The sequence below is a fragment of the Erythrobacter sp. F6033 genome, from assembly GCF_023016005.1.
Lineage (GTDB): Bacteria > Pseudomonadota > Alphaproteobacteria > Sphingomonadales > Sphingomonadaceae > Erythrobacter.
Genome location: NZ_JALKAZ010000001.1, coordinates 231,153 through 252,483, shown reverse-complemented (window position 1 = coordinate 252,483; position 21,331 = coordinate 231,153). Strand labels below are relative to the sequence as shown.

Annotated in this window: 20 protein-coding genes; 12 read left to right on the top strand and 8 right to left on the bottom strand. The window is 58.1% G+C overall.

What is annotated here, in order from left to right:
- Nucleotides 1-14 precede the first annotated feature (14 nt).
- From MWU39_RS01245 to katG, 5 genes are all read left to right on the top strand, one after another.
- The gene (locus tag MWU39_RS01245) at nucleotides 15-638 is read left to right on the top strand and encodes a hypothetical protein (protein WP_247158160.1); all 624 of its coding nucleotides are present in this window, start codon (nucleotides 15-17) and stop codon (nucleotides 636-638) included.
- Between the two features lie 105 nt (nucleotides 639-743).
- Entirely contained in the window at nucleotides 744-1,808 is a 1,065-nt protein-coding gene (locus tag MWU39_RS01240; protein ID WP_247158159.1) for a fatty acid desaturase, read from the top strand.
- 167 nt (nucleotides 1,809-1,975) lie between these two features.
- The gene (gene ahpC, locus MWU39_RS01235; RefSeq protein WP_247158158.1) at nucleotides 1,976-2,542 is read left to right on the top strand and encodes an alkyl hydroperoxide reductase subunit C; all 567 of its coding nucleotides are present in this window, start codon (nucleotides 1,976-1,978) and stop codon (nucleotides 2,540-2,542) included.
- Between the two features lie 196 nt (nucleotides 2,543-2,738).
- Entirely contained in the window at nucleotides 2,739-4,328 is a 1,590-nt protein-coding gene (gene ahpF / locus MWU39_RS01230) for an alkyl hydroperoxide reductase subunit F (RefSeq protein ID WP_247158157.1), read from the top strand.
- Between the two features lie 117 nt (nucleotides 4,329-4,445).
- Nucleotides 4,446-6,647 carry a catalase/peroxidase HPI gene (gene katG, locus MWU39_RS01225; RefSeq protein ID WP_247158156.1) on the top strand — a complete coding sequence of 734 codons (2,202 nt, stop codon included), beginning with the start codon at nucleotides 4,446-4,448 and terminating at the stop codon, nucleotides 6,645-6,647.
- A gap of 91 nt (nucleotides 6,648-6,738) precedes the next feature.
- Here the strand turns inward: katG and MWU39_RS01220 are convergent, their stop codons facing one another.
- The gene (locus MWU39_RS01220) at nucleotides 6,739-7,545 is read right to left on the bottom strand and encodes a LytTR family transcriptional regulator DNA-binding domain-containing protein (protein WP_247158155.1); all 807 of its coding nucleotides are present in this window, start codon (nucleotides 7,543-7,545) and stop codon (nucleotides 6,739-6,741) included.
- Nucleotides 7,546-7,711: 166 nt separating this feature from the next.
- Between MWU39_RS01220 and MWU39_RS01215 the strand changes: the two genes are divergently transcribed.
- On the top strand, nucleotides 7,712-8,272 hold the full coding sequence (locus tag MWU39_RS01215) for a DUF2306 domain-containing protein (RefSeq protein ID WP_247158154.1): 561 nt from the start codon (nucleotides 7,712-7,714) through the stop codon (nucleotides 8,270-8,272).
- Between the two features lie 36 nt (nucleotides 8,273-8,308).
- Here the strand turns inward: MWU39_RS01215 and MWU39_RS01210 are convergent, their stop codons facing one another.
- From MWU39_RS01210 to MWU39_RS01200, 3 genes are read right to left on the bottom strand one after another with little or no spacing between them, the layout of a single operon-like run.
- On the bottom strand, nucleotides 8,309-8,887 hold the full coding sequence (locus MWU39_RS01210) for a Smr/MutS family protein (RefSeq protein ID WP_247158153.1): 579 nt from the start codon (nucleotides 8,885-8,887) through the stop codon (nucleotides 8,309-8,311).
- Nucleotides 8,884-10,074 (bottom strand): MltA domain-containing protein, encoded by a 1,191-nt coding sequence (locus MWU39_RS01205; protein ID WP_247158152.1) that lies wholly within the window; start codon nucleotides 10,072-10,074, stop codon nucleotides 8,884-8,886. Before MWU39_RS01205 ends, MWU39_RS01210 begins: the two co-directional genes overlap by 4 nt.
- A gap of 41 nt (nucleotides 10,075-10,115) precedes the next feature.
- Nucleotides 10,116-10,775 carry a Tim44/TimA family putative adaptor protein gene (locus MWU39_RS01200; RefSeq protein ID WP_247158151.1) on the bottom strand — a complete coding sequence of 220 codons (660 nt, stop codon included), beginning with the start codon at nucleotides 10,773-10,775 and terminating at the stop codon, nucleotides 10,116-10,118.
- A 315-nt stretch (nucleotides 10,776-11,090) separates the two neighbouring features.
- Here MWU39_RS01200 and secB point away from each other — a divergent pair, with 315 nt between their 5' ends.
- The 4 genes from secB (at nucleotide 11,091) to MWU39_RS01180 (ending at nucleotide 15,099) form a co-directional block, all read left to right on the top strand.
- On the top strand, nucleotides 11,091-11,615 hold the full coding sequence (gene secB / locus MWU39_RS01195; RefSeq protein WP_247158150.1) for a protein-export chaperone SecB: 525 nt from the start codon (nucleotides 11,091-11,093) through the stop codon (nucleotides 11,613-11,615).
- 25 nt (nucleotides 11,616-11,640) lie between these two features.
- Nucleotides 11,641-13,224, top strand: coding sequence for a murein biosynthesis integral membrane protein MurJ (gene murJ / locus MWU39_RS01190; protein ID WP_247158149.1), 1,584 nt, complete (start codon nucleotides 11,641-11,643; stop codon nucleotides 13,222-13,224).
- A gap of 1 nt (nucleotide 13,225) precedes the next feature.
- Nucleotides 13,226-14,245: a tryptophan--tRNA ligase gene (gene trpS / locus MWU39_RS01185; RefSeq protein WP_247158148.1), complete on the top strand. Its 1,020-nt coding sequence runs from the start codon at nucleotides 13,226-13,228 to the stop codon at nucleotides 14,243-14,245.
- Between the two features lie 185 nt (nucleotides 14,246-14,430).
- On the top strand, nucleotides 14,431-15,099 hold the full coding sequence (locus tag MWU39_RS01180) for a DUF4136 domain-containing protein (protein ID WP_247158147.1): 669 nt from the start codon (nucleotides 14,431-14,433) through the stop codon (nucleotides 15,097-15,099).
- Nucleotides 15,100-15,188: 89 nt separating this feature from the next.
- Here MWU39_RS01180 and dut read toward each other — a convergent pair whose 3' ends face one another.
- Both dut and MWU39_RS01170 read right to left on the bottom strand, forming a co-directional pair.
- Nucleotides 15,189-15,680, bottom strand: coding sequence for a dUTP diphosphatase (gene dut / locus MWU39_RS01175; protein WP_247158146.1), 492 nt, complete (start codon nucleotides 15,678-15,680; stop codon nucleotides 15,189-15,191).
- Nucleotides 15,677-17,338, bottom strand: coding sequence for a bifunctional phosphopantothenoylcysteine decarboxylase/phosphopantothenate synthase (locus MWU39_RS01170; protein WP_247158145.1), 1,662 nt, complete (start codon nucleotides 17,336-17,338; stop codon nucleotides 15,677-15,679). Before MWU39_RS01170 ends, dut begins: the two co-directional genes overlap by 4 nt.
- A gap of 240 nt (nucleotides 17,339-17,578) precedes the next feature.
- Between MWU39_RS01170 and MWU39_RS01165 the strand changes: the two genes are divergently transcribed.
- Nucleotides 17,579-17,959: a DUF4345 family protein gene (locus MWU39_RS01165; protein ID WP_247158144.1), complete on the top strand. Its 381-nt coding sequence runs from the start codon at nucleotides 17,579-17,581 to the stop codon at nucleotides 17,957-17,959.
- A 1-nt stretch (nucleotide 17,960) separates the two neighbouring features.
- Here the strand turns inward: MWU39_RS01165 and ubiB are convergent, their stop codons facing one another.
- Complete coding sequence (ubiB, locus tag MWU39_RS01160; RefSeq protein WP_247158143.1) at nucleotides 17,961-19,523, bottom strand: 2-polyprenylphenol 6-hydroxylase; 1,563 nt, start codon at nucleotides 19,521-19,523, stop codon at nucleotides 17,961-17,963.
- Nucleotides 19,524-19,569: 46 nt separating this feature from the next.
- Nucleotides 19,570-20,337 (bottom strand): class I SAM-dependent methyltransferase, encoded by a 768-nt coding sequence (locus MWU39_RS01155; protein ID WP_247158142.1) that lies wholly within the window; start codon nucleotides 20,335-20,337, stop codon nucleotides 19,570-19,572.
- A gap of 55 nt (nucleotides 20,338-20,392) precedes the next feature.
- On the opposite strand from MWU39_RS01155, the gene mutM reads away from it, so the two are divergent.
- Nucleotides 20,393-21,208: a bifunctional DNA-formamidopyrimidine glycosylase/DNA-(apurinic or apyrimidinic site) lyase gene (gene mutM, locus MWU39_RS01150; protein WP_247158141.1), complete on the top strand. Its 816-nt coding sequence runs from the start codon at nucleotides 20,393-20,395 to the stop codon at nucleotides 21,206-21,208.
- Nucleotides 21,209-21,331 lie beyond the last annotated feature (123 nt).

The following is a 21,331-nucleotide window of genomic DNA, read 5'->3' as shown; positions in this document are numbered from 1 at the left end:
ATGGAGAACGCATAGTGATGCGTGCAAGGCTCGCAAGGATCGTAAGTTCTATCGTCCCGGCGGCGTTCGTAGTGATTTACATTCCGACGCTGTTTGAGATCGCAGAGATACATGGTTTTTGGTTCATGCTGCCGGCTTTCTTGCTCTTGCTGGTGGGCCTGTTCATTTCGGGGGAATGGCTCGAAGAGCGTCTGCACCGAAAGCATCAAGCGGACACCGAAATCCATAACGCCGCTTTCCCGAGCCCATCTGTTCGTGCTGGAGACTGGGATGCCTGGTTGGTTGCAACCCCAGAGGCGATTGAGGAGGCGTTAAATTCGACAAAAGGCGGTCGACATCCGTTCCTGCGCGCAGTCAACAATGGCGCGGATGAACTGCTGATCAGATGGTACAAGGACGGCTGGCATATCGAAGTCACACCGAGAAACGAGTACATCAACAAAATTGCAGTAAAGCCGACAAGTAAATGGGCTGGCAAGGAAGTGACTTTGAAAGGCAAATTGGGCTTTTTCAAGCGCTGGCCCGAAGGCAGGGTCGACGAGAAGGCTGCCAAGCAAATCCTCGCGCACTTTCTTGGGCGCGGTGAATTGCCCAGTGAAATCGCTTGGAGCACTATCCGCTATCCGACAAAAGCCTAAATTCCCGGTACGCTCTCTTTGCGAGCTCCACGCGCGTTTCGACCAACGCCAATTGCCTCTCGCGGCTACGCTTGGTAGCACGGTCGGCAATACGATTTCCCCTAATTGAAACCCTCAGGTGCATTTATTCACGCTCCCCTAACCGCCGCCGCTGAAACCAGCGATGACAATGCAATCAATCCCCGCAAACTGGCTCGCGAGCTTGCTGCATTCCGGACCCCGCGCGTTTCGCGCAGCATTTGGGAAGTCGCATCCACCTTCGTCCCATTTGCAGCTTTGATGGCGGCGATGCTGTTTGCGGTTCAGGCCGAGTATTACATCGCGCTGGCGCTCATTCCGCTTGCGGGCATGCTGCTCCTTCGGTTGTTCATCATTCAACATGATTGCGGACATGGATCGTTTTTCAAAAGCAAGGCGGTGAACAAATGGCTGGGCCGGTCAATCGGCGTTCTCACCCTGACCCCCTATGATTGCTGGCGGCGCAGCCACGAATTGCATCACGCAAGCACAGGCAATCTGGATGCGCGCGGATATGGCGATGTGGATACGCTGACCGTGCGCGAATATCGCGAAAAGAGCTGGCTTGGGCGCTTTGGCTATCGCCTTTATCGCCACCCGATTGTGCTTATGGGGCTGGGCCCAGCCTACCTGTTCCTGCTGCGCCACCGGCTACCGATCGGGCTGATGAAAGCGGGCTGGATTTACTGGATCAGCGCGCTTGCGACGAATGCGGTCACGGCCGCGATCCTGATTGCGCTTGGGCTGGCTTTCGGAGCCGCAGTGACGGCGCTGGTGTTCCTGCCTGTCCTACTCACGGCGGCATCGGTTGGCGTGTGGTTATTCTATGTCCAACATCAGTTTGAAGATGCGCATTGGGATACGCGCGAAAACTGGAATTATCACGATTCCGCAATTGGAGGCAGTTCGTACCTGCATCTGCCCGCTGTGATGAACTGGTTCACAGGCAACATCGCGATCCACCATATCCATCATCTGGTGAGCCGGATTCCGTTTTATCGCCTTCCCGCCGCGCTCAAAGCGTACCCAGAACTGGCCGAATACAACCGTGTCAGCCCGAGGCAGGCGGTGAGCACGATGTGGCTTGCACTATGGGATGAAGACAGCCGGAAGCTGATCAGTTTCCGGCAAGCAAAACAGCTGGCAGGATAGAATTTGCTGCATTGAATGCAGCGAAGGAACCAATCCAATCTCCTCCCGTTTTCCTGATTGAAAATTTCGATCTTCGCAATCGCACAAATCGTCTTTTTTGCAGCGCAGCACGCACTATGTGGGCTGCAACCTCTTCCTCTCAACCCACACAAAAGGGAAATATATCCATGGGTATCATCGGTTCGACAGTTCAACCGTTCACAGCAACCGCATTCCAAGCTGGCAAAGACTTCTTCGACGTCACTGAAAAAGACATCGAAGGCAAATGGTCGGTATTCTTCTTCTACCCGGCGGATTTCACATTTGTGTGCCCGACCGAGCTTGAAGATATGGGTGAAAAGTACTCGATGCTTCAGGACATGGGCGTCGAAGTGTACGGGGTCAGCACCGACACACATTTCAGCCACAAAGCATGGCACGACAGCTCCGAGAAAATCGGCAAGCTTCAGTTCCCGTTCCTCGGCGACCAGATGCACACCTTGTCGAACCAGTTCGGCGTTCTTCGTGAAGGCGTAGGCCTTGCCGATCGCGCGACCTTCGTCGTCGATCCCGATGGCGTGATCCAAATCATGGAAATCACCTGCGAAGGCGTAGGCCGTAACGCCAACGAACTGACCCGCAAGATCAAAGCCGCACAATATGTCCGCGCCAACCCAGGTCAGGTTTGCCCGGCAGCATGGGAAGAAGGCAGCGACACGCTGGCTCCTTCGCTTGACCTAGTCGGCAAAATCTAAGCCTTACGGCTAACCGGCTCAGGGCCGCGCGGGCCTCCATCCAAGCGCACCCCTGCGGCTTGGATCGCAAAAGGGTCCGGATCACTCTCGCCATCCCCCCTCCCCCTCGCGAGGTGAGATCCGGACCCACTTTGCCTCGATTTTGAGGCACTAGGGCGGACACCAATTTACAGCAGAATTTCCAAGAGGAACTCCGATGCTCGACAGCAATATGCAGACCCAGCTCACACAATATCTCGCCAATTTGCGCGAGCCGATTGAGCTTGTCGCGTCGTTGGATGACAGCGAGAAATCTGCGCAGACCCGCGCCCTGCTGACCGAAATTGCCGAGCTTCACGAAATGGTGAGCGCGCAATTTGATGGCACGCACGAGCGCAAGCCGAGCTTCATCATCCGCCGCGCTTCCGATGCAGATAAGTGGGTGCGTTTTGCAGGCCTGCCGATGGGTCACGAATTCACTTCGCTCGTGCTCGCGCTGTTGTGGGCTGGCGGACACCCACCAAAAGTCGATGCCGATCTGATCGAGCAGGTTCGCGGCCTCGAAGGCGATTTCGAGTTCGAGATGTTCTTCTCACTCAGCTGCCACAACTGCCCCGACGTTGTTCAGGCGCTGACCCTGATGGCGCTTGAAAACCCGCGCATCACCGCGACCTTGATCGAAGGCGGCACATTCCAAGATGAAGTAGAGAACCGCGGCGTCCTCGCTGTTCCTGCGACATTCCTCAACGGGGAAAGCTTCTACAACGGCAAGATGGAACTCGCCGAAATCCTGTCAAAGCTGGACAGCGGCGCAGACGAAAAAGCGGCCGAGAAACTGTCAGCCAAAGAGCCGTTTGAAGTGCTTGTTATCGGCGGCGGCCCCGCCGGTGCGGCGTCTGCAGTCTACACCGCTCGCAAAGGCTTCCGCACGGGTATCGCAGCAGAACGCTTCGGCGGCCAGTTGCAGGACACACTCGGCATCGAAAACTTGCCGGGCACGAGCTATACCGAAGGGCCGAAGCTATCGGACAATCTCAAGAAGCAGACGCTTCAGAACGAAATTGACCTGATGGATCTGGCCCGCGCAACGCAGCTGAAACCGGCAAGCGAAGCTGGCGGTATGCACGAAGTCACATTCGCCAATGGCGCGGTTCTGAAATCACGCTCGCTTGTCCTTTCCACGGGTGCGCGCTGGCGCAATCTCGGCGTACCGGGCGAAGCGGAATACCGAAACAAAGGCGTGGCCTATTGCCCGCATTGCGACGGCCCGCTGTTCAAGGGCAAGCGGATCGCGGTGATCGGCGGCGGCAATTCCGGCGTAGAGGCCGCGATTGATCTGGCCAAGATTGTCGGCCACGTCACTCTGATCGAATTCGACAGCAAATTGCGCGCGGACGAAGTGCTGCAACGCAAGCTGCGCTCCATGCCCAATGTCGAAATCGTGACCAATGGTCAAACGACGGAGATCACTGGCGACGGATCGCGCACCAACGGACTCGTCCTGAAAGATCGTGAGAGCGGAGACGAACGTACGATTGAGTTGGAGGGCGTATTCGTTCAAATCGGCCTTGTCCCGAACACGGAATGGCTCGCAGATACCGGCCTTGAACTGTCCAAGCATGGCGAAATTGTCGTCGACGAGCACGGTGCAACCAACCTGCCCGGCATCTACGCCGCAGGCGATGCAACCACTGTCCCCGACAAGCAAATCGTCGTTGCGATGGGTACGGGCGCGACAGCTGGCCTTGGCGCGTTCGACTATCTCATCCGCAACGAGCCGGTAGACGAAGTTGCTCAAGCCGCTTGATCGGTAAAACCAATCAATCAGCGCATTTTAATCGATTGGACTGATTAGAGCGCATCCATCATTCTCTTGTCATCATACTCGGGCACACCGAGTCTCATTGGTAAGAGGAGAGTTTCCATGGATGCGAAGACAGGTGAAATGAGTGGCGGATGCCCGTTCAACGGCGACGGAGGCATGCGCACCCTTTTGGGCCGGACCAATAAGGATTGGTGGCCCGAGGCAACACAGCTCGACATTCTGACCGAGGAAGGCAAAAGCGCCAATCCTTACGGCGAAGACTTCGACTATGCCGAAGCATTCAACTCGGTCGATTATACTGCACTCAAAGCCGACTTGACCGCTCTCATGACGGACAATCAGGATTGGTGGCCTGCCGATTATGGCCATTACGGCCCGTTCTTTATCCGCATGGCATGGCATGCAGCCGGCACCTATCGCACAGGCGATGGTCGCGGCGGTGCGGGCACTGGGCAACAGCGTTTTGCTCCGCTGAACAGCTGGCCGGATAACGGCAACCTCGACAAAGCGCGTCGTCTGCTATGGCCGATCAAACAGAAATATGGTCGCAATATCAGCTGGGCCGACCTGTTCGTGCTCACCGGCAATGTCGCCATCGAAAGCATGGGCGGTCCTGTCTTCGGCTTCGGCGGCGGACGTGCTGACGTGTTTGAGCCGGAAAGCGTCTATTGGGGCACCGAAGAGCAGTGGGTGAACGAAGGCGTCGCCACCCGCATTCAGCCGAAAGAAGGCATGGCTCTCGAAAACCCATTGGCTGCGATCCAGATGGGCTTGATCTACGTCAATCCGGAAGGTCCGGGCGGCAATCCCGATCCGCTGGAAAGCGCACGCGATATGCGCGAAACCTTTGCCCGCATGGCGATGAATGACGAGGAAACCGTCGCTCTGACAGCAGGCGGCCACGCCTTCGGCAAAGCGCACGGCGCTGAGCCTTCTGACACGTTCGGCGGCGCTCCTGAAAGCGAAGCTCTCGAATTGCAGGGCTTCGGCTGGCTCAATGACGAGGAAGAAATCGGTAAGGGCCACATCACCACTTCGGGTATCGAAGGATCATGGTCGAACAACCCGACTTCATGGAGCCACGACTATTTCCGCATCCTGTTCAAATACGAATTTGAGCTGGTGCACAGCCCGGCTGGTGCGCAGCAATGGACGCCGATTAATCCCGATCCGGAAGACATGGCACCCGACGCCCGCGATCCGTCGGTCAAGGTTCCTACCATGATGACGACCGCCGATATGGCGCTGAAGATGGACCCTGAATATCGCAAGATTTCGGAGCGCTTCCTCGCCAATCCAGCGCAACTGGATGACGCTTTTGCTCGTGCATGGTTCAAACTGTGCCACCGCGATATGGGGCCGAAAGTCCGCTATCTCGGCCCTGAAGTGCCATCGGAAGAGCTGATCTGGATGGATCCGGTTCCTGCTGGAACGCAGGTTTCGGATGGCGATGTCGCAGCCTTCAAATCCGCTGTTCTCGGTAGCGGCCTGACCGTATCCGAACTGGTGAAGGCAGCATGGGCTTCGGCCTCGACCTATCGCAATTCGGATCACCGCGGCGGCGCGAATGGTGCGCACATCCGCTTTGACGCGATGAAGAACTGGGCGGCTAATGATCCGGAAGAGCTGGGCAAAGTGCTGGCAAAGCTGGACGAGCTGCGCGGCTCGATCTCGATGGCTGACGCTATCGTTCTGGGCGGTGCGGCTGCGGTCGAGAAAGCGGCGAAAGATGCAGGCTTCGATGTGAGTGTTGATGTGACCACCGGTCGCGGTGACGCAACCGAGGATCAGTTCGATGCCGAAAGCTTCGAGCCGCTGGAACCGTTTGCCGATGGTTTCCGCAACTACCTCAAGACGAAAGCCAATGTCCGCACCGAAGACATGCTGATCGACAAGGCGCATCTGCTGGGTCTTTCGATCCCCGAACTGACTGTTCTGGTCGGCGGCATGCGCGCGCTGGGCGCGAACACCGGCAACACCAGCCACGGCGTCCTCACGACCCGCAAGGGCCAGCTGACACCGGACTTCTTCACCAACCTGCTCGACATGAGCACGAAGTGGACAATCGTCGATGGCAGCGGTGATGAGGAATATGTCGGAACAGACCGTTCGACCGGAGCAGAGCGTTTCCGCGCGACCCGCACCGATTTGGTCTTCGGATCCAATTCACAGCTTCGCGCTCAGGCCGAAGTCTATGCTGAAGCTGGCAGCGAAGAGAAGTTCGTGCATGATTTCGTCGCGGCATGGACCAAGGTGATGGACGCAGATCGCTTCGATCTCAGCTACGCCAAATATCACTGATCGGTGATTTGACTTCACCCTGATCTCCCCCCCGATCAGGGTCGCAAGAGACCTCCGGAGCGAAAGTTTCGGAGGTCTTTTTGTACCTGCGTCAAATCCAGCCAGCCTCTCGTAGAGCTGCAACATTCGCGCGGCTTACCGGAGCTTCGACCTCACGCGGGAGTTTCAGGCGGATGTTGCGGCCATCGCGCACCACGTCTTCTACTGCATGGCGTGCGACCCACCAGCTGCGGTGGACCTGCTGACCTTCGATCTCGGCCACATGGACCGTTGCATCGCGCAGCCGCATCAGGACCAGCTCCGAACCAAGCGCAGTGTGCACGCGAACATAGTGATCTTCCATCTCCAGAGCGATGATGTCGCTACCGAGCTCCGCCGGAAGCTGTTCGATCAAGGGGTTTGTCAGAATCGGATCAGGAACTGGTGAGGCAGTCTCCGGGGCGATTGGCGGCACAGCCGCCGCTTCACCGTGCTCACCGCGCGCTTCGATCATGTAGAAAAAAGCCGTGATCCCGCCGCCGACCAGAAACACATAGAAATAGGATGACAGCGCCTGCTCCAGCGATGGCAAGGGTACGGGGCGCGGCAGAAAGCCCATCGACCAGACAATCGCCGTCATCGGAATGGTTGCCAGCACCACACCGAACACCCAGAGCAACGGACGCGGCAGCTCAAGCCAGGCGTACAGCCGGTCCACCACCCAGCTCATCGGGCTGTAAATCGCATAACCGATCCACGCGAAGCTGACCCAGCTGACCAACCGATAGGCGAGCGGCTCCGCGAAACTGCCGAATGGCCCCACGAATGCCAGCACCACGCCGATCACCGTCATGATTGAAAGATCGATGACGATTTTGCGGGCGAGTGGCTTGGCAGGAGCGGGCTTTGCGGTGTCCATACACCTTACCTGACTGCCCATTCGCGCTTCGTAAAGTGGCAAACCGCGTGAAATCCGCCGTTTCGCGAAGATGCGCGTCCCTTCGCGCAGCAGCGATTGCGGGCAAACGGGTAGGCGGCATTCTGGCTCCAACGAACACAAACAAACCGTGATTGGAGACAGACCGATGACCGTATTTACACAGAAACTCACATTCCCGTTTTCGCAAAATAGTACGCCCAAACCGAAGAAAGCCCCGGCGTTCGACATCAGCCCCCAGGTCCGAGCGATTGTGATGTTGGCTGCGACCACAATGACACTCGCGGCATTCTACGCGGTTGGCCGCGGCGTGTTGGGCTTCGCGCCGGAACACCCAAATATCCGCCACCTCGCCATACTTATCCATGTGACGACTGTGCTGCCCGCGATCCCGCTGGGCGGGTTCTTGCTGCTCGCCCCTAAAGGCACGCCGATGCACAAGACGCTGGGCAAGGTCTGGGTCGCCCTGATGGTGACGACCGCCCTTTCCGCGATTTTCATTCGCACAGGCGGCACCTTCAGCTTCATTCACATCTTCATTCCGATGACCCTTTGGGCATCTTACAAGCTGATCGCGACGGCACGGCGCGGCGATATGAAGGGGCACAAGAAAGAGATCCTGAGCCTCTATCTCGGCGCTCTGATGATCCCCGGCATTGTCAGCTTTGCGCTGCCGGGCCGTCTGATGAATGTCTGGTTGTTCGGGTAATCTGTCATACCCGAACAAGGAACGGCGGTGCTGGGTTCAGCGCCGCCGTTTCAGCACAAGATAAAGTGCGCCCTCGCCGCCATGCCGGATATGCGCGCGGCGCACCGCAGCGATGCTATCCGCGTGATGGCTCGCCGCAAGCCAATCGAGCATCTTCGCACGGATCGCCCCGCGTTTGCTGCCACGATCTGCCGGATCAACCGGACGCTCCCGCCCGGCGATTACCAGAACCAGCCGCGCATCCATCGCGCGCGCCTGATCAATACCGCTGATGATCCGACTATATGCGCTGTCGAGCGTGTGACCGTGCAGATCGAGCGTGTAATCCGGCGCGATCTGCCCTGCCTTCAGCTTACGGGTCCAATGCGAGTCCAGCTCCGATGAGAACCGCCGGCGCGGTGGCGGTGAAGACGTAGGAGCGCGCGCCGCAACAGGGGCACGCCTCGGTGGTTTGGGTGCGATCGGCTTGGGTGTTGGCTTAACCGGAGCAGGATCAGAATGGATCGCCGGCTTCGGCACGGGGGGCAGTCTGCGCCCCGCCATCGGCGTTACGCTTTCAGCCAGCTTCGCCCATGCAGTTTGTTCTTCGGCGCTCAGGCCCCGCGGGACGCTCATTGTCCGTTTGCGCGCAGCCGCTCGGCACTGGCTTTGGGAAGGAGAATGACAGCCGATCCCCGCCCGCTCATTCCGCCTGCGATTTCGCGCGCTTCCTCGCCCGCGCCCCAGAACGTATCGAACCGGTTGGGGCCCTTGATGGCGCCGCCCGTATCCTGCGCGATCCAGATGCCGTCGGCCACGTCACGGTCGAGATCGAGGATGACAGGCGCGCCGTAAGGCACGTATCGCGGATCAACCGCCACCGCATTGCGAGGCCTGACAGGCACTCCGATTGAACCCAGCGGACCTTCGCCCTCCAGTTCGCGGAAGAAAACCCAGCTTTCATTGAGCCGCATCAGGTCTGCGCCATCGCGCGGGTTTTCGCGCAGATATTGCATGATGCCTTGCATCGACCCTGCATATTTGCCGGGCCCTTCACCCAGCAATCCGCGTTCGCGCATGACGCCGCCAATGCCGGTGTAGGAATGACCGTTCTGGCCTGCATATCCGATGCGAACCACATCGCCATTTTCGGTAACGAGGCGGCCTGACCCCTGAATTTGCAGGAAGAAGAACTCGATCGGGTCGCTTGCATATCCGATCACGGGAGCGCGGCCATCCAGCGCGCCTTGCTCGATTTCGGCGCGGGTGAAATATTCCGTGCAAGTCCCGTCTGGCATCCGCCGACTGAGCGGTGCGCGGCCGGTGCGCTCGCTATCCGGAGTGCCTTCGCGCCAGCAACGCTCAAGGTCAGTCGGCAGGCCGTAAACGGGCACATCTGTTGCGGATCGCCGGGCCAGGCCGCCTTGGATTTGAGGCTCAAAATATCCGGTTGCGAATGCAGCGCCGTCTCCGACGCGGACAGGTGTGAATTGGCTCGTAAAAAACTCGGCTGATTTGCTGCGCGGCCAAGTGGCAGCTTCGCTGCAAGGCTCAGTCCAATCATCGGGACGGGTCAGACCGGAGCGGTCAGCGCGTGAGGTTGCCACGCGGCAAGACAGCAGAAACGCGTCAAGATCGGCGGTGGCCTCAGTGCGGCTCGCACTATCTAGGGTAATCCCGGAAAGAGGCGTTGCGCCAAGCAATACAGCCGATGCCGCGACCGGTGCAGCCGGCACGTTTGTCGAAGGTGTGCTGGCTTCAGGAATGAGACGCCCGCAACCTGTCAGCAAAAGCAAGACCGCCAGTGCTGGAGCAATGCGCATCGTTATTTCCTAAAAACCAGCCAGCAGAAGCCCGGTGCCAATCAACCTTCGTCGGTTTCGTCGAGCACCCAGTTTGGATCGCGCGAACCGATATTGCGCGAGAATGTCCAGATGTCGCGGCTTTCAATCGCATCGTCGAGCGAACCAGCCACGACATTTCCATCCTTGTCGCGTGTCACGGAAGCAATATCGGCCACAAACAACATTGAGATTCGCGCCATGCGATTATCCAGCGATGCAGAGTGGATGCGGCTTTCCTCGATTCGGATCAGCTTGTTTTCAAGCGTTTGTCCGGCCTCTTCGCGCGCATCAATCGCGCCTGTGAAACCTTCGTAAACATCGTCGTCGCACAGTTCGCGAAGGGTTTCGCGATCGCCGGTCCAGAAAGCCTCCAGCACCATTTCATAGGCACCTTTTGCACCTTCAACGAAGCCAGGAAGGTCGAATGACCGATCAGCATCGCTGATTTCGCGAATTCCGCGCTCAACGGCTGGTACTACCCCTTCGAGTTCAACAACACGCGGTTGCGCAGCAGGCGCAGCGGTCTGCGGCTGCGCAGGCTGACCAGCCTTATTGCTGCCCGGATCGTATTTCTGGGTAATCGATTCTTCTTCATGCTCGGCACGCTGGCCGAGCACAGAATATAGCCTGAGCCCCAGAAAGGCGGCGATCATGGCGAGAATTACGATTTCTGTTAACACGATAAGGGTCCGATTACCTTTGCGAACATAAGGCTGTTCGCTTTGCCTAAAACGCGATGCGTGAATGCAGCCTTGCGGCTAGCTCGCGCCCTGTGATTTTCATACGTGCCTTAAATAGGTATCAATTACAATTCGCCAACAGCCAATTGGTTGCAATTCGTTGGTCAAATTGACCATTTCGTCCGGTTGCGAGCTCGCTTTGCGCCTGCTAGGCGCGCGCCGGAACAATTTACGCAATGCAATAGCTGCGCAATGGGCCTATGTCTGGTGCAAGCGATGCAAGTTCAGTTACAAACTTTCGAAAGATCTTAGATTATGGCCGACGAAGGCGACATCCTGCAAAATCTCGACACTAAAGCCAATGGCGCGGACACGCAGCCTTCGGCAGCGATCATCACACAATACGTGAAAGACCTTTCGGTTGAAAACCCGAACGCGCCGGGCGTATTCCAATGGACCGATCAACCGCAGGTTGATGTTCAGTTTAACATCGGTACCGAGACGATCAGCGACGAAATCCACGAAGTCGCGCTCAAGGTGAACATCACCGCCACTGCAGAAGCTGGCCCTGCCTACATCCTCGAATTAGCCTATTGCGGCCTGGTCGGCATTCGCAACGTGCCCGAAGATCAGGCCCACGCCTTCTTGTTTGCCGAAGCTCCGCGCATTCTGTTCCCGTTTGCGCGCCGCGTTATCTCGGACGCGGTTCGCGATGCCGGCTTCCCGCCGCTGCTGATCGATCCAATCGATTTCAACGGTCTGTACATGCAGCAATTGCAGGCAAAGCGTGCGCAGGAAGGTGCCGAGGGCACAATCCCGCCAGCTGAAGGCAACGCGTAAGCGGATGCCGGCGCGGGCCTGAACGATGAGCCTGCTCAAGAACGTCGGAACAATCGGCGGGCTAACCATGCTCAGCCGAATTGCCGGAATGGCGCGCGAGATGATATTCTCGCGCGTCCTCGGCGCGAATGCGGTCACCGACGCATGGTTTCAGGCCTTTATCATCCCCAATGTGTTCCGCCGCCTGTTTGCCGAAGGCGCATTTTCGGCGGCTTTTGTGCCGATGTTTTCAAAACGGCTGCACGGGCATGACGACCCTGAAAAGGGGCTTGAAGAGGCAAAGAGTTTCAGCGCCGATGTGCTGAGCGTTTTCCTGCCAGTGCTCATCGCGCTGGTCGCGATATTCGAAATCGCGATGCCCGGCGTGATCTGGCTGCTCTCAGAAAAGCCGGTCGATGCCGAAACCTATCCGTTGGCGGTCGATTTCGCGCGGATCATGTTCCCCTACATTATCCTTGTCAGTCTGGTGACCTTGTTCACCGGCATGCTTAATAGCGTCTCACGCTTCGCACCGGGCGCGAGCTTTCCGATCATTCTCAATCTTGTCCTGATCGCGGCGTTGCTGACCGGCGAGTGGTTTATCGAAACCACAGGCGCAAGCGTGGAGCAGGTCGCATATGGCGTCGCATGGGCTGTTACGGGTGCAGGCGTGATGCAGCTTGCTTGGCTGTATTTCTGGACGCGGGTCGAAGGGTTTCGGCCAAGGCTGCTCTGGCCGCGGATCACGCCGGAGGTAAAGCGGCTGTCGATCATCGCGCTTCCGGCTGCGATTGGCGGCGGCGCGTATCAGATCAACACTCTGGTTCAGCTCTATTTTCTCAACCAGCTTGAAGACGGGTCGGTCAGCTACATGAACTATGCCGACCGTCTGAATCAGCTGCCGCTTGGCATCATCGGTATCGCGCTGGCGACCGCTATCCTGCCGTCTCTGTCGAAATTCGTGGGAAGCGACAACAAGCAGGGCGCGGATAGAGTGCAATCTGATGCGATCGAACTTTCGATGCTGCTGACCATCCCTGCCGCCGTTGCGCTCGCGATCTGCGCAACGCCCTTTGTCACGATGATTTTTCAGGGCGGACGCTTTGAGATGGCCGATGCCGCGATTACGGGCAATGTTCTGGCGGCGCTTGTGATGGGCCTGCCCGCCTATGTGCTGGTAAAGGTGCTGGTGCCAAATTTCTACGCCCGGGCTGATACGAAAACACCGGTCATTGCGGCGTTCATTTCGCTGGGTGTATTCATCGCATTCAACATCGCTCTGCTTGATCGGTTCGGTGTGATCGGTGTCGCCTATGCCAGCGTGATCGGCGCTTGGATCAATGTCACCTTTCTGTTGGTCGTCCTCGCGCAGCGCAATTTCTACCGCGTTCCGGGCGCGCTGATTCTCAGGATCGCTCGGCAGATTGTTGCGGCAGCCGCCATGGGCCTCGCCTTGTTCTACACCCGCGACCTACTAACCAGCTGGTTCTCTGCCGGACTGTTTGAACGGCTCGGCGCGCTACTTGCGCTCGTATCGGCAGCCGCCATCGTCTATTTTGGTGTTGCATTCGCAGTCGGAGCCATCGACCGTGAACGCATCGCCCCACTCACAAAGAAGAAAGCTCCCTGATATGCGTGTCGTTTCCGGCATCCAGCCCACTGGCAAACCGCACCTTGGCAATTACCTTGGCGCGATCGTCAATTATGTGAAGCTTCAGGAAGAAGCGCATGCGAGTGGCGGTGAATGCTTCATTTTCCTCGCCGATCTGCATGCCATCTCTATGCCGCATAGCCCGGCTGAGCTGACGCAAAACACACGCGAAATGGTGGCTACTTTGGTCGCTTGCGGCGTTGATCCGGCCAAAACCGTACTGTTCAATCAGGCGCAGGTTCCCGCTCACGCCGAATTGCAATGGTTGCTGAGCGGCACTGCGCGGATGGGCTGGCTCAACCGCATGACCCAGTGGAAGGATAAAGCGGGCAAGAACCGCGAGGGCCAATCCATTGCGCTCTTCACTTATCCGGTGCTGCAGGCGGCAGACGTGCTGCTGTATCAGGCGACGCATGTTCCGGTGGGCGAAGACCAGAAACAGCATCTGGAGCTCGCCCGCGACATCGCGCAGAAATTCAACACCGATTTCTGCCCCGAAGACGCGCCTTTGTTCACCCTACCAGACCCATACATCCCGCCCGCCGCCGCGAGGATCATGTCCTTGCGCGATGGCACAAAGAAGATGAGCAAGTCCGATCCGTCGGACATGAGCCGCATCAGCCTGACCGACGATGCCGATACGATCATGAAAAAGATCAAAAAGGCGAAAACTGACGCCGAGCCGCTTCCGAGCGAAGAGAAGGGTCTGGAGGAGCGGGCCGAAGCTAAAAACCTCGTCGGAATCTTGGCGGCCCTGACGGACAAGACGATCGAGGAAGTCCTAGCCGATCACGGTGGGCAAGGCTTCGGAGCGTTTAAACCGGCTCTTGGCGAGGCTCTGATCGAAACGCTCGCGCCGATCAATGCACGCTTTATGGAGCTGAAAGACGATCAGGAAGCGCTCGATGCAATCCTCGCTCGCGGCGCAGCGCGAGCACGCGAAAACGGCCTGCCAACGCTCGACGCAACCTACAAAGCACTGGGATTGGTGCGCGGATAATCCATTCATCGCCATTCAAACCCGGTTCAGCACTGTGCTTTACAGTGTACCGGGCTAGTGGCACTTTGCGCGTTCGAGGTCAGGTCCACGCCTTTTGGCGATTTCGAGGGGGAGCGTGCGCAGCTCACTGGTGGACACTTTTGCGCCCTGAAACGTTGGGTGCATATAAACAAATAGGGTATGCCATGAAACAACCTCACAAGACCTCGCTAAAGCGATTTGCGCTGCCGGTTCTGCTCGCGGCGGGCCTTTCTGCCTGCGCGCCAAGCTTCAACGCCGATGTATCGCGCTTCGCCACCACATTGCCTGCGCCGCAGGGGCAGACATTCGCGGTTGTCGCCGAAGATCCGAAACTCGCGGGCGGCCTCGAATTCTCGCTCTATGCCGATATGGTTGAAAGAGAGCTGGAAAAACTCGGCTACACCGAAGCCGCTTCGCCTGCCGAAGCAAACATGCTGGTGCGGTTCGATTACGGCGTCGACAATGGCCGTGAGCGTGTTCGCACCACGGGGAATCGGTTTGGCGCATTCAACGATCCGTTCTTTGGTCCATGGGGCCGCGGTTTTGGTTTCCGCCGCGGATTTGCGTTTGGTTTCCATGATCCGTTCCTCGCCGGACCGGAAGTGCGCAGCTACACCGTTTATGTCGGCGACATCGATCTGAAGATCGACTCGACTGCGACGGGTGAGCGTTTGTTCGAAGGGCAGGCTCAGGCCGCCTCCCGCACCAACCGTTTGCAGACACTTGTCCCAAATCTTGTCGATGCCTTGTTCACTGATTTCCCTGGCAATTCCGGTGAAACTCTCAGGATAACGATCAAGGATGACGGAAAGACCGTGCGCCAAGTGCGCTGATAGACTAGTCTCTATCCCAATATTCCCTTGGACGGGATGTAAAGGGCGGCGCGAGTGATTGGCGCCGCCCTTTTTGATTCTCCAAATAATTAAAGCTTTGCGTGCCCACCGGTTGAGCCAAAGCCGCCTGCGCCGCGCTGGGTTGCGTCCAGCTCATCAACTTCCTGCCATGATGCCTGAACCACAGGAGCCAGCACAAGCTGCGCAACGCGGTCTCCGCGCGCAATGGCGAAGGCTTCCGTGCCGTGGTTGATCAACAGCACCTTCAACTCGCCGCGATAATCGCTGTCGATGGTGCCAGGCGTATTCGGCACCGTAATGCCATATTTGAACGCCAGACCAGAACGCGGACGCACCTGAATTTCGTATCCGTGCGGGATCGCCATTGAGAGGCCCGTTGCCACCGCATGGCGCGCGCCCGGTTCAATCGTGACATCCTCAGCCGAAACGACATCCATACCCGCCGCCCCGTCCGTCGCATAAGCGGGCAGGTTCAACCCTTCCCCGTGCGGCAGGCGTTTCAACTCGACGGGAACAGGGGCGATTGTCGGCGTGCCTTCGGCACCAGTTTCGCGGCTCATTCAGCGGCCTCTGCTTTAAGGGATGCGGCAATCCGCTCGACCAGCGCCATGGCCACGGCGGCCTTTGGCATTTCATCAAGGCTTTCGATGCCATCGGTGCTGACGATGTGCACGCGGTTGTTATCGCCGCCCATAACATCGCCTGAAACATCGTTGGCCACGATCCAGTCACACGCCTTGCGCTTACGCTTCTTCTTGGCGTGTTCGAGCACATTGTCGGTCTCTGCGGCAAAGCCCACCACCAGTTCAGGCCGGTTGCTACCCGCAGCAACATTGGTGAGGATATCGGGGTTCTCGGTCAGCATGAGAGCTGGCGGCGCGGACCCGCGTTTCTTGATCTTCTCGCCAGTGTATTCTTTCGGGCGCCAATCTGCGACGGCGGCAACCATAACGGCAACATCGGCAGGAAGTGCAGTCTTGACTGCCTTGTTCATGTCTTCGGCGCTTTCGACATCGATCCGGTCAACACCAGCCGGTGTCTTGAGCGATACAGGACCAGCGACCAGAGTGACTTTCGCACCCAGCGCAGCAGCGGCGGCAGCAATCGCGAAACCCTGTTTCCCGCTCGAACGATTGGCGATGTAGCGCACCGGATCGATCGCTTCCCATGTCGGGCCAGCAGTGATCAGTATATGGCGGCCATCGAGGGGCTGATAACCGGCATCGACGTTAAATGCTTCTCCGCCAAGTGCGTCTTCCTCGACAGTTTCGATGCCGGAATTGCCAACCGGCGCAGCGGCTTTTTCGCCCTCGATATGCTCCGGCGCGTCCTTCCGATCATCGATCATGTGATTGATGGCTTCGGGATCAATCGGAGGCGCAGAACCTGCGCCGCCCTTCTTCGCCAAGAGAGGCCCGCCCATATCGGGATTGAATTCGATCTCTTCCTCTTCCACCGGAGGAAGGTCTTCGTCCGCGATTTCCTCTTCGCCTTGCTCTTCCAGCTCGGCAAATTCGGTTTCGATATCGTCGTGGCTGCGCTTTGCAGTCGATCGCGGAATAATTTTGGAAAGCAGTCCGCCGAGTCCGGTAGAGGCCGGCTCGTCTTCGGGCTCGAGCGCTTCGACATATTGATCGTTCGCTGGCGCAGGCGGAGCGGTCTCCTCGACTTCGATGCCGAAATGCGCTGCGATCTCGCGCCAGATGGCCTCCGGTTCGGGCAAGCGGCCATAGCCGAATTCGCCGCAGGCCATCGGTCCTTCATCGGGGTGCAGCACTTGCACGCCCGCCTGCTGCAACAAGGTCACGTTGCGCTGCGTTGCCTCATGCTCCCACATGCGCACATTCATTGCCGGCACCGCCATAACTGGCTTATCCGTCGCGAGGATCAAAGTTGTCGCAAGATCATCGGCGATCCCGGCGCTCATTTTCGCCATCAGATCAGCCGTCGCCGGGCACACCACAACCAGATCAGCCTCACGGCTCAGCTGGATATGACCCATTTCGGCTTCGTTCTTGAGATCGAAAAGGCTGGTATAGACCTGATTTTCGCTAAGCGCGGCGAGAGACATTGGCGTCACAAACTGCTGTCCGCCCTTGGTCACGACACAGGTGACATCGCCCCCGCCTTTGCGGATCAGGCGCACGAGCTCGCACGATTTGTAAGCGGCAATGCCGCCGCCAACGACAAGCAGGACTTTGGGAGCAGCGCCGCTCATCGCGCGCACTCAATCAAAGTTTTCTGAGAAAGGCCGATCATGCCGGTCATTTCCGTCCAATTCTCCAATGCCCAAGGCGGGCCAAAAACGTCTTTGCGGAGACTAGCCTAGCCGCGCGGCATCGCCGCGCCAAGACTCTACGCGAATTCCCAGTCTTCCATGGGGTCCAATGGTTAAATTTTCTTGAGCGATGCTGCGCGATGATGGATACGAGCCGAGAGACGAGAGGGGATATCAAACATGACAATCGCATTGCGCATCGCGCTCGCTTTAGGCGGGCTGCTGCTCGTTTATATGGGCTTTGGCTTTCTGACCGATCCGGTTACAGCAGGCGCAGAGTTCGGCCTCAATGTCGAGGGCGCGCATGGCACCACCTCTATCCGTGCAGACATGACCGCGTTTTTCGGCGTCAGCGGCGCGTGCTTTATATTCGGTGCATGGGCCCGGCGGAGCGATCCGCTGGTAATCGGCTCTGCGCTGATGCTGGTCACTTTGGCGGCGCGGTTGGTCAGCCTCGCGATAGATGGCGGCTTTGAAGGCTTCATCCCGCCGATGGTGGTCGAAGCATTGCTTGGGATTTTCGGATTGATCGGCGCGAAGGTGTTGCCAGAAACGCGCTGACTTATCCGAGCCAGCCCATGCTGGAGGCGCCCCACATCGCGCCTGCGCCAGCGAGAATGGCTACAAGATAACCAAGGCGCGATCCGCCGCTGCGTTCCTTCCGGTCCGTCAGCAGCTTGATCTCTGGCAAAGGCGGTGCTTCGGGTGCGCCGCCTTTTGGCGGGAAGCGTTCTTCGATCCGGCGGATCAGATCGGGCAGGCGCATGAGCGTTTGCGTGTCTTCTTTGATCCGCTCGGCCACGGCGGCTTCCGGTCCCAATTCATCGCGGATCCAACTGCGCACATAAGGCGCGGATGTGTCCCACATATTGATGTCTTCGTTGAGCTGGGTGGCGATGCCTTCGACCATCACCATGGTTTTCTGCAGCAGCAGCAAGTGCGGCTGTGTCTGCATGTCGAAATCGCGGGTTATCGCGAACAGGCCATCCAGCATTTGCCCGACCGACAGTTCCTTCACAGGCTTGCCGCGCATCGGCTCACCCACCGCACGCAGAGCGGTCGCGAATTCTCCAACCGAGTGGTAGCTCGGCACATATTGCGCCTCAAAGTGGATCTCGGCGACGCGTTTGTAATTGCCCGTGGTCAGGCCATAGAGAATTTCGGCGAGCCATTGCCGCGCACGCCGATCAATCCGGCCCATGATCCCGAAATCAATCGCAACGATTGTTCCATCGTCTTCGATGAACAGATTGCCCTGATGCATATCGGCATGGAAAAAACCAGCGCTGATCGCTTGGGTCAGGAAGCTGATCACGAGCTTTTCCGCAATCGCGTTCAGATCATGACCGCGCGCGATCAATTCGTCTGTGCGGCTAATTTTAACGCCGTCGATCCATTCGATCGTGAGAACGCGGCCATTGGTACGGTCCCAATCGATATCGGGAATGCGGTACCCACCAACGCCCGACATTTCCTCGGCGAGTTCTGAAGCAGAGGCCGCTTCGCGCCGCAGATCGAGCTCTGAATTGGTCCAACGTTTGAAGTTCGCAATGGTCAGACGCGGGCGCAGGCGCGTTGCTTCGCCGCCCATCGCCTCGACATGGGCAGCCGCCCATTCATAGGTCTGGATGTCCTTGGCAAACTTCTCGCGGATGCCCGGCCGCAACACTTTAACCGCCACTTTGCGGCCTTCGGTTGTCACCGCCTTGTGAACCTGAGCAATGGATGCCGCGCCGACGGGCTCCGGATCAATCTCAGAAAAGAGCGCTTCGATAGGTTGGCCGAACGCCGCTTCGATAGAGGCTTTGATCTCAGAAAACGGAACCGGCGGCAGACTGTCCTGCAGGCTCAAAAGGTTCGTCGCTGCTTCCTCACCCACAAGATCGGGGCGAGTCGCAAGCGATTGCCCCAGCTTGATCGCCGCCGGGCCAATCGCGCGGAACGCTCCGGCGTAGTCGGGTTCGCCGCGCTTGCTGGTAAATGTCGCCCAGCGCGCGAGTTTCACCAAACGCTTTACAGGAGTGGGCGCATTGGGATCGTCTTCGATACCCACAAGAGCGCGGCGACGCGCCAGAGTGGTGCCCCAACGGGCAAGGCGGAAAAGATGGACGACAGGAGCGGTCATGATGTCAGTGCGTTTGGATCACGGATAAGTTCCGCGATTTTGCCAATCAAACCTTCCAGCCCGAATGAATTGCCACCGCGCCGCCCAGAATAGGCTCGACCTTGGTGTTGGTAAAACCGGCCGCGCGGATCATGCTTTCAAATTCGGGCATGCTCGGAAACTTGCGAATGGATTCGACCAGATACCGATACGAATCGGCGTCGCCTGCGATTGCCTGACCCATGCGGGGCAGCAGCTTATCCGAATAGACATCATAAATTTCTTTGAAGCCCGACCATTCGGTGGTCGAAAACTCCATGCAATAAAAACGTCCGCCCGGCCGCAAAACACGGTAGGCCTCTGTCAGAGCCTGATCTTTGAACGTCACATTCCGAATACCGAAAACGATGGTGTAGGCATCGAAGCTGTTGGAGGCGAAGCTGATCTTTTCAGCGTTCTGACAGGTAAAAACGAGGCTGCCGGTTTCATCGCTTTCAGAACGTTCCATCGCGCGCTCTGCGCCCACATCCAGCATATCCTGATTGATGTCGGCCACGGTGATATCCGCGCCGCGATCCGCCATGCGAAACGCAATGTCGCCGGTGCCGCCCGCCATATCGAGAATTTGCTCGCCCGGCTGCGGCTTTACGCGCTTAACAAAGCGATCTTTCCAGCCGCGATGCATACCCATCGACATTGCATCATTCATAATGTCGTATTTGCGCGCGACGCTGGAAAAGACTTCGCCAACCCGGCGGGTCTTTTCCTGAGGGCTCACATTTTCGTAGCCGAAACTGACAGTCTCTTGGGCGGTGTCTTGGATGCTTTCAGTCATGTGATGTGCCCTAGATGGAATTGTGCGCCGCGCAAAGGGTGTTAGGGGGTGTTTCATGCCTGAGTTACCCGAAGTCGAAACTACCGTCCGCGGACTGGCGCGTTTCCTGGATGGAGAGCGGATCACCCGCGTCCAGCTCAACCGCCCGAATCTGCGGCGCCCCTTCCCGCCTGACCTGGTTCAGGTGATGACGGGCGCGACGGTGACGCATCTTTCGAGACGTGCGAAATATGGCCTGCTGCATCTGGATCGTGGCTCTGCCATGATCTTTCACCTCGGCATGAGCGGGCGCTGGCGCATCGACCCTGAAGAGGCCGACAAACACGATCACTTGGTCATCGAAACAGCAGACCACCAGTTCGCCCTGTGCGACCCCCGCCGCTTCGGCTCGGTCGACTTGATTGGCGAAGATGCGCTCGACACGTGGCCGCAATTCGCTTCGCTCGGCCCAGAGCCATTGGGCCCCCAGCTGACACCGGAGCATTTAAAGGACGCACTGAAAGGCAAGACGCAGAGCATCAAACTGTGCCTGTTGGATCAACGGATCATCGCCGGCCTCGGTAATATATATGTGTGCGAGGCTCTATGGCGGGCGGGTATCCATCCGCGAAAGGCTGGCGGCAAGGTTACGAAACCGCAGCTTGCGCGACTGGTCCCCGCAATCAAGGATGTGCTGGAGACCTCGATCAAGGATGGTGGCTCTTCTTTAAGGGACTACGCGCAGCCGGATGGCGAGCTAGGCTATTTCGCCACACGCTTCGATGTCTATGGCCGTACAGGAGAGCCATGCCGCCGCGATGATGGCGGCGCGATCCGCCGAATTGCACAGGGTGGGCGAAGCACGTGGTATTGTACGAAGTGTCAGAAGTGACACTTTTCTTGACGATTCGCAGAGAGGCCCCTAAGAGCGCCGCTTTCCGGCGGTAATTCGCCCACTTTCGATATCACTGAATTGATTCGGTCGCGTGTGCGGCCCCTAAAGAACGCGAGACAG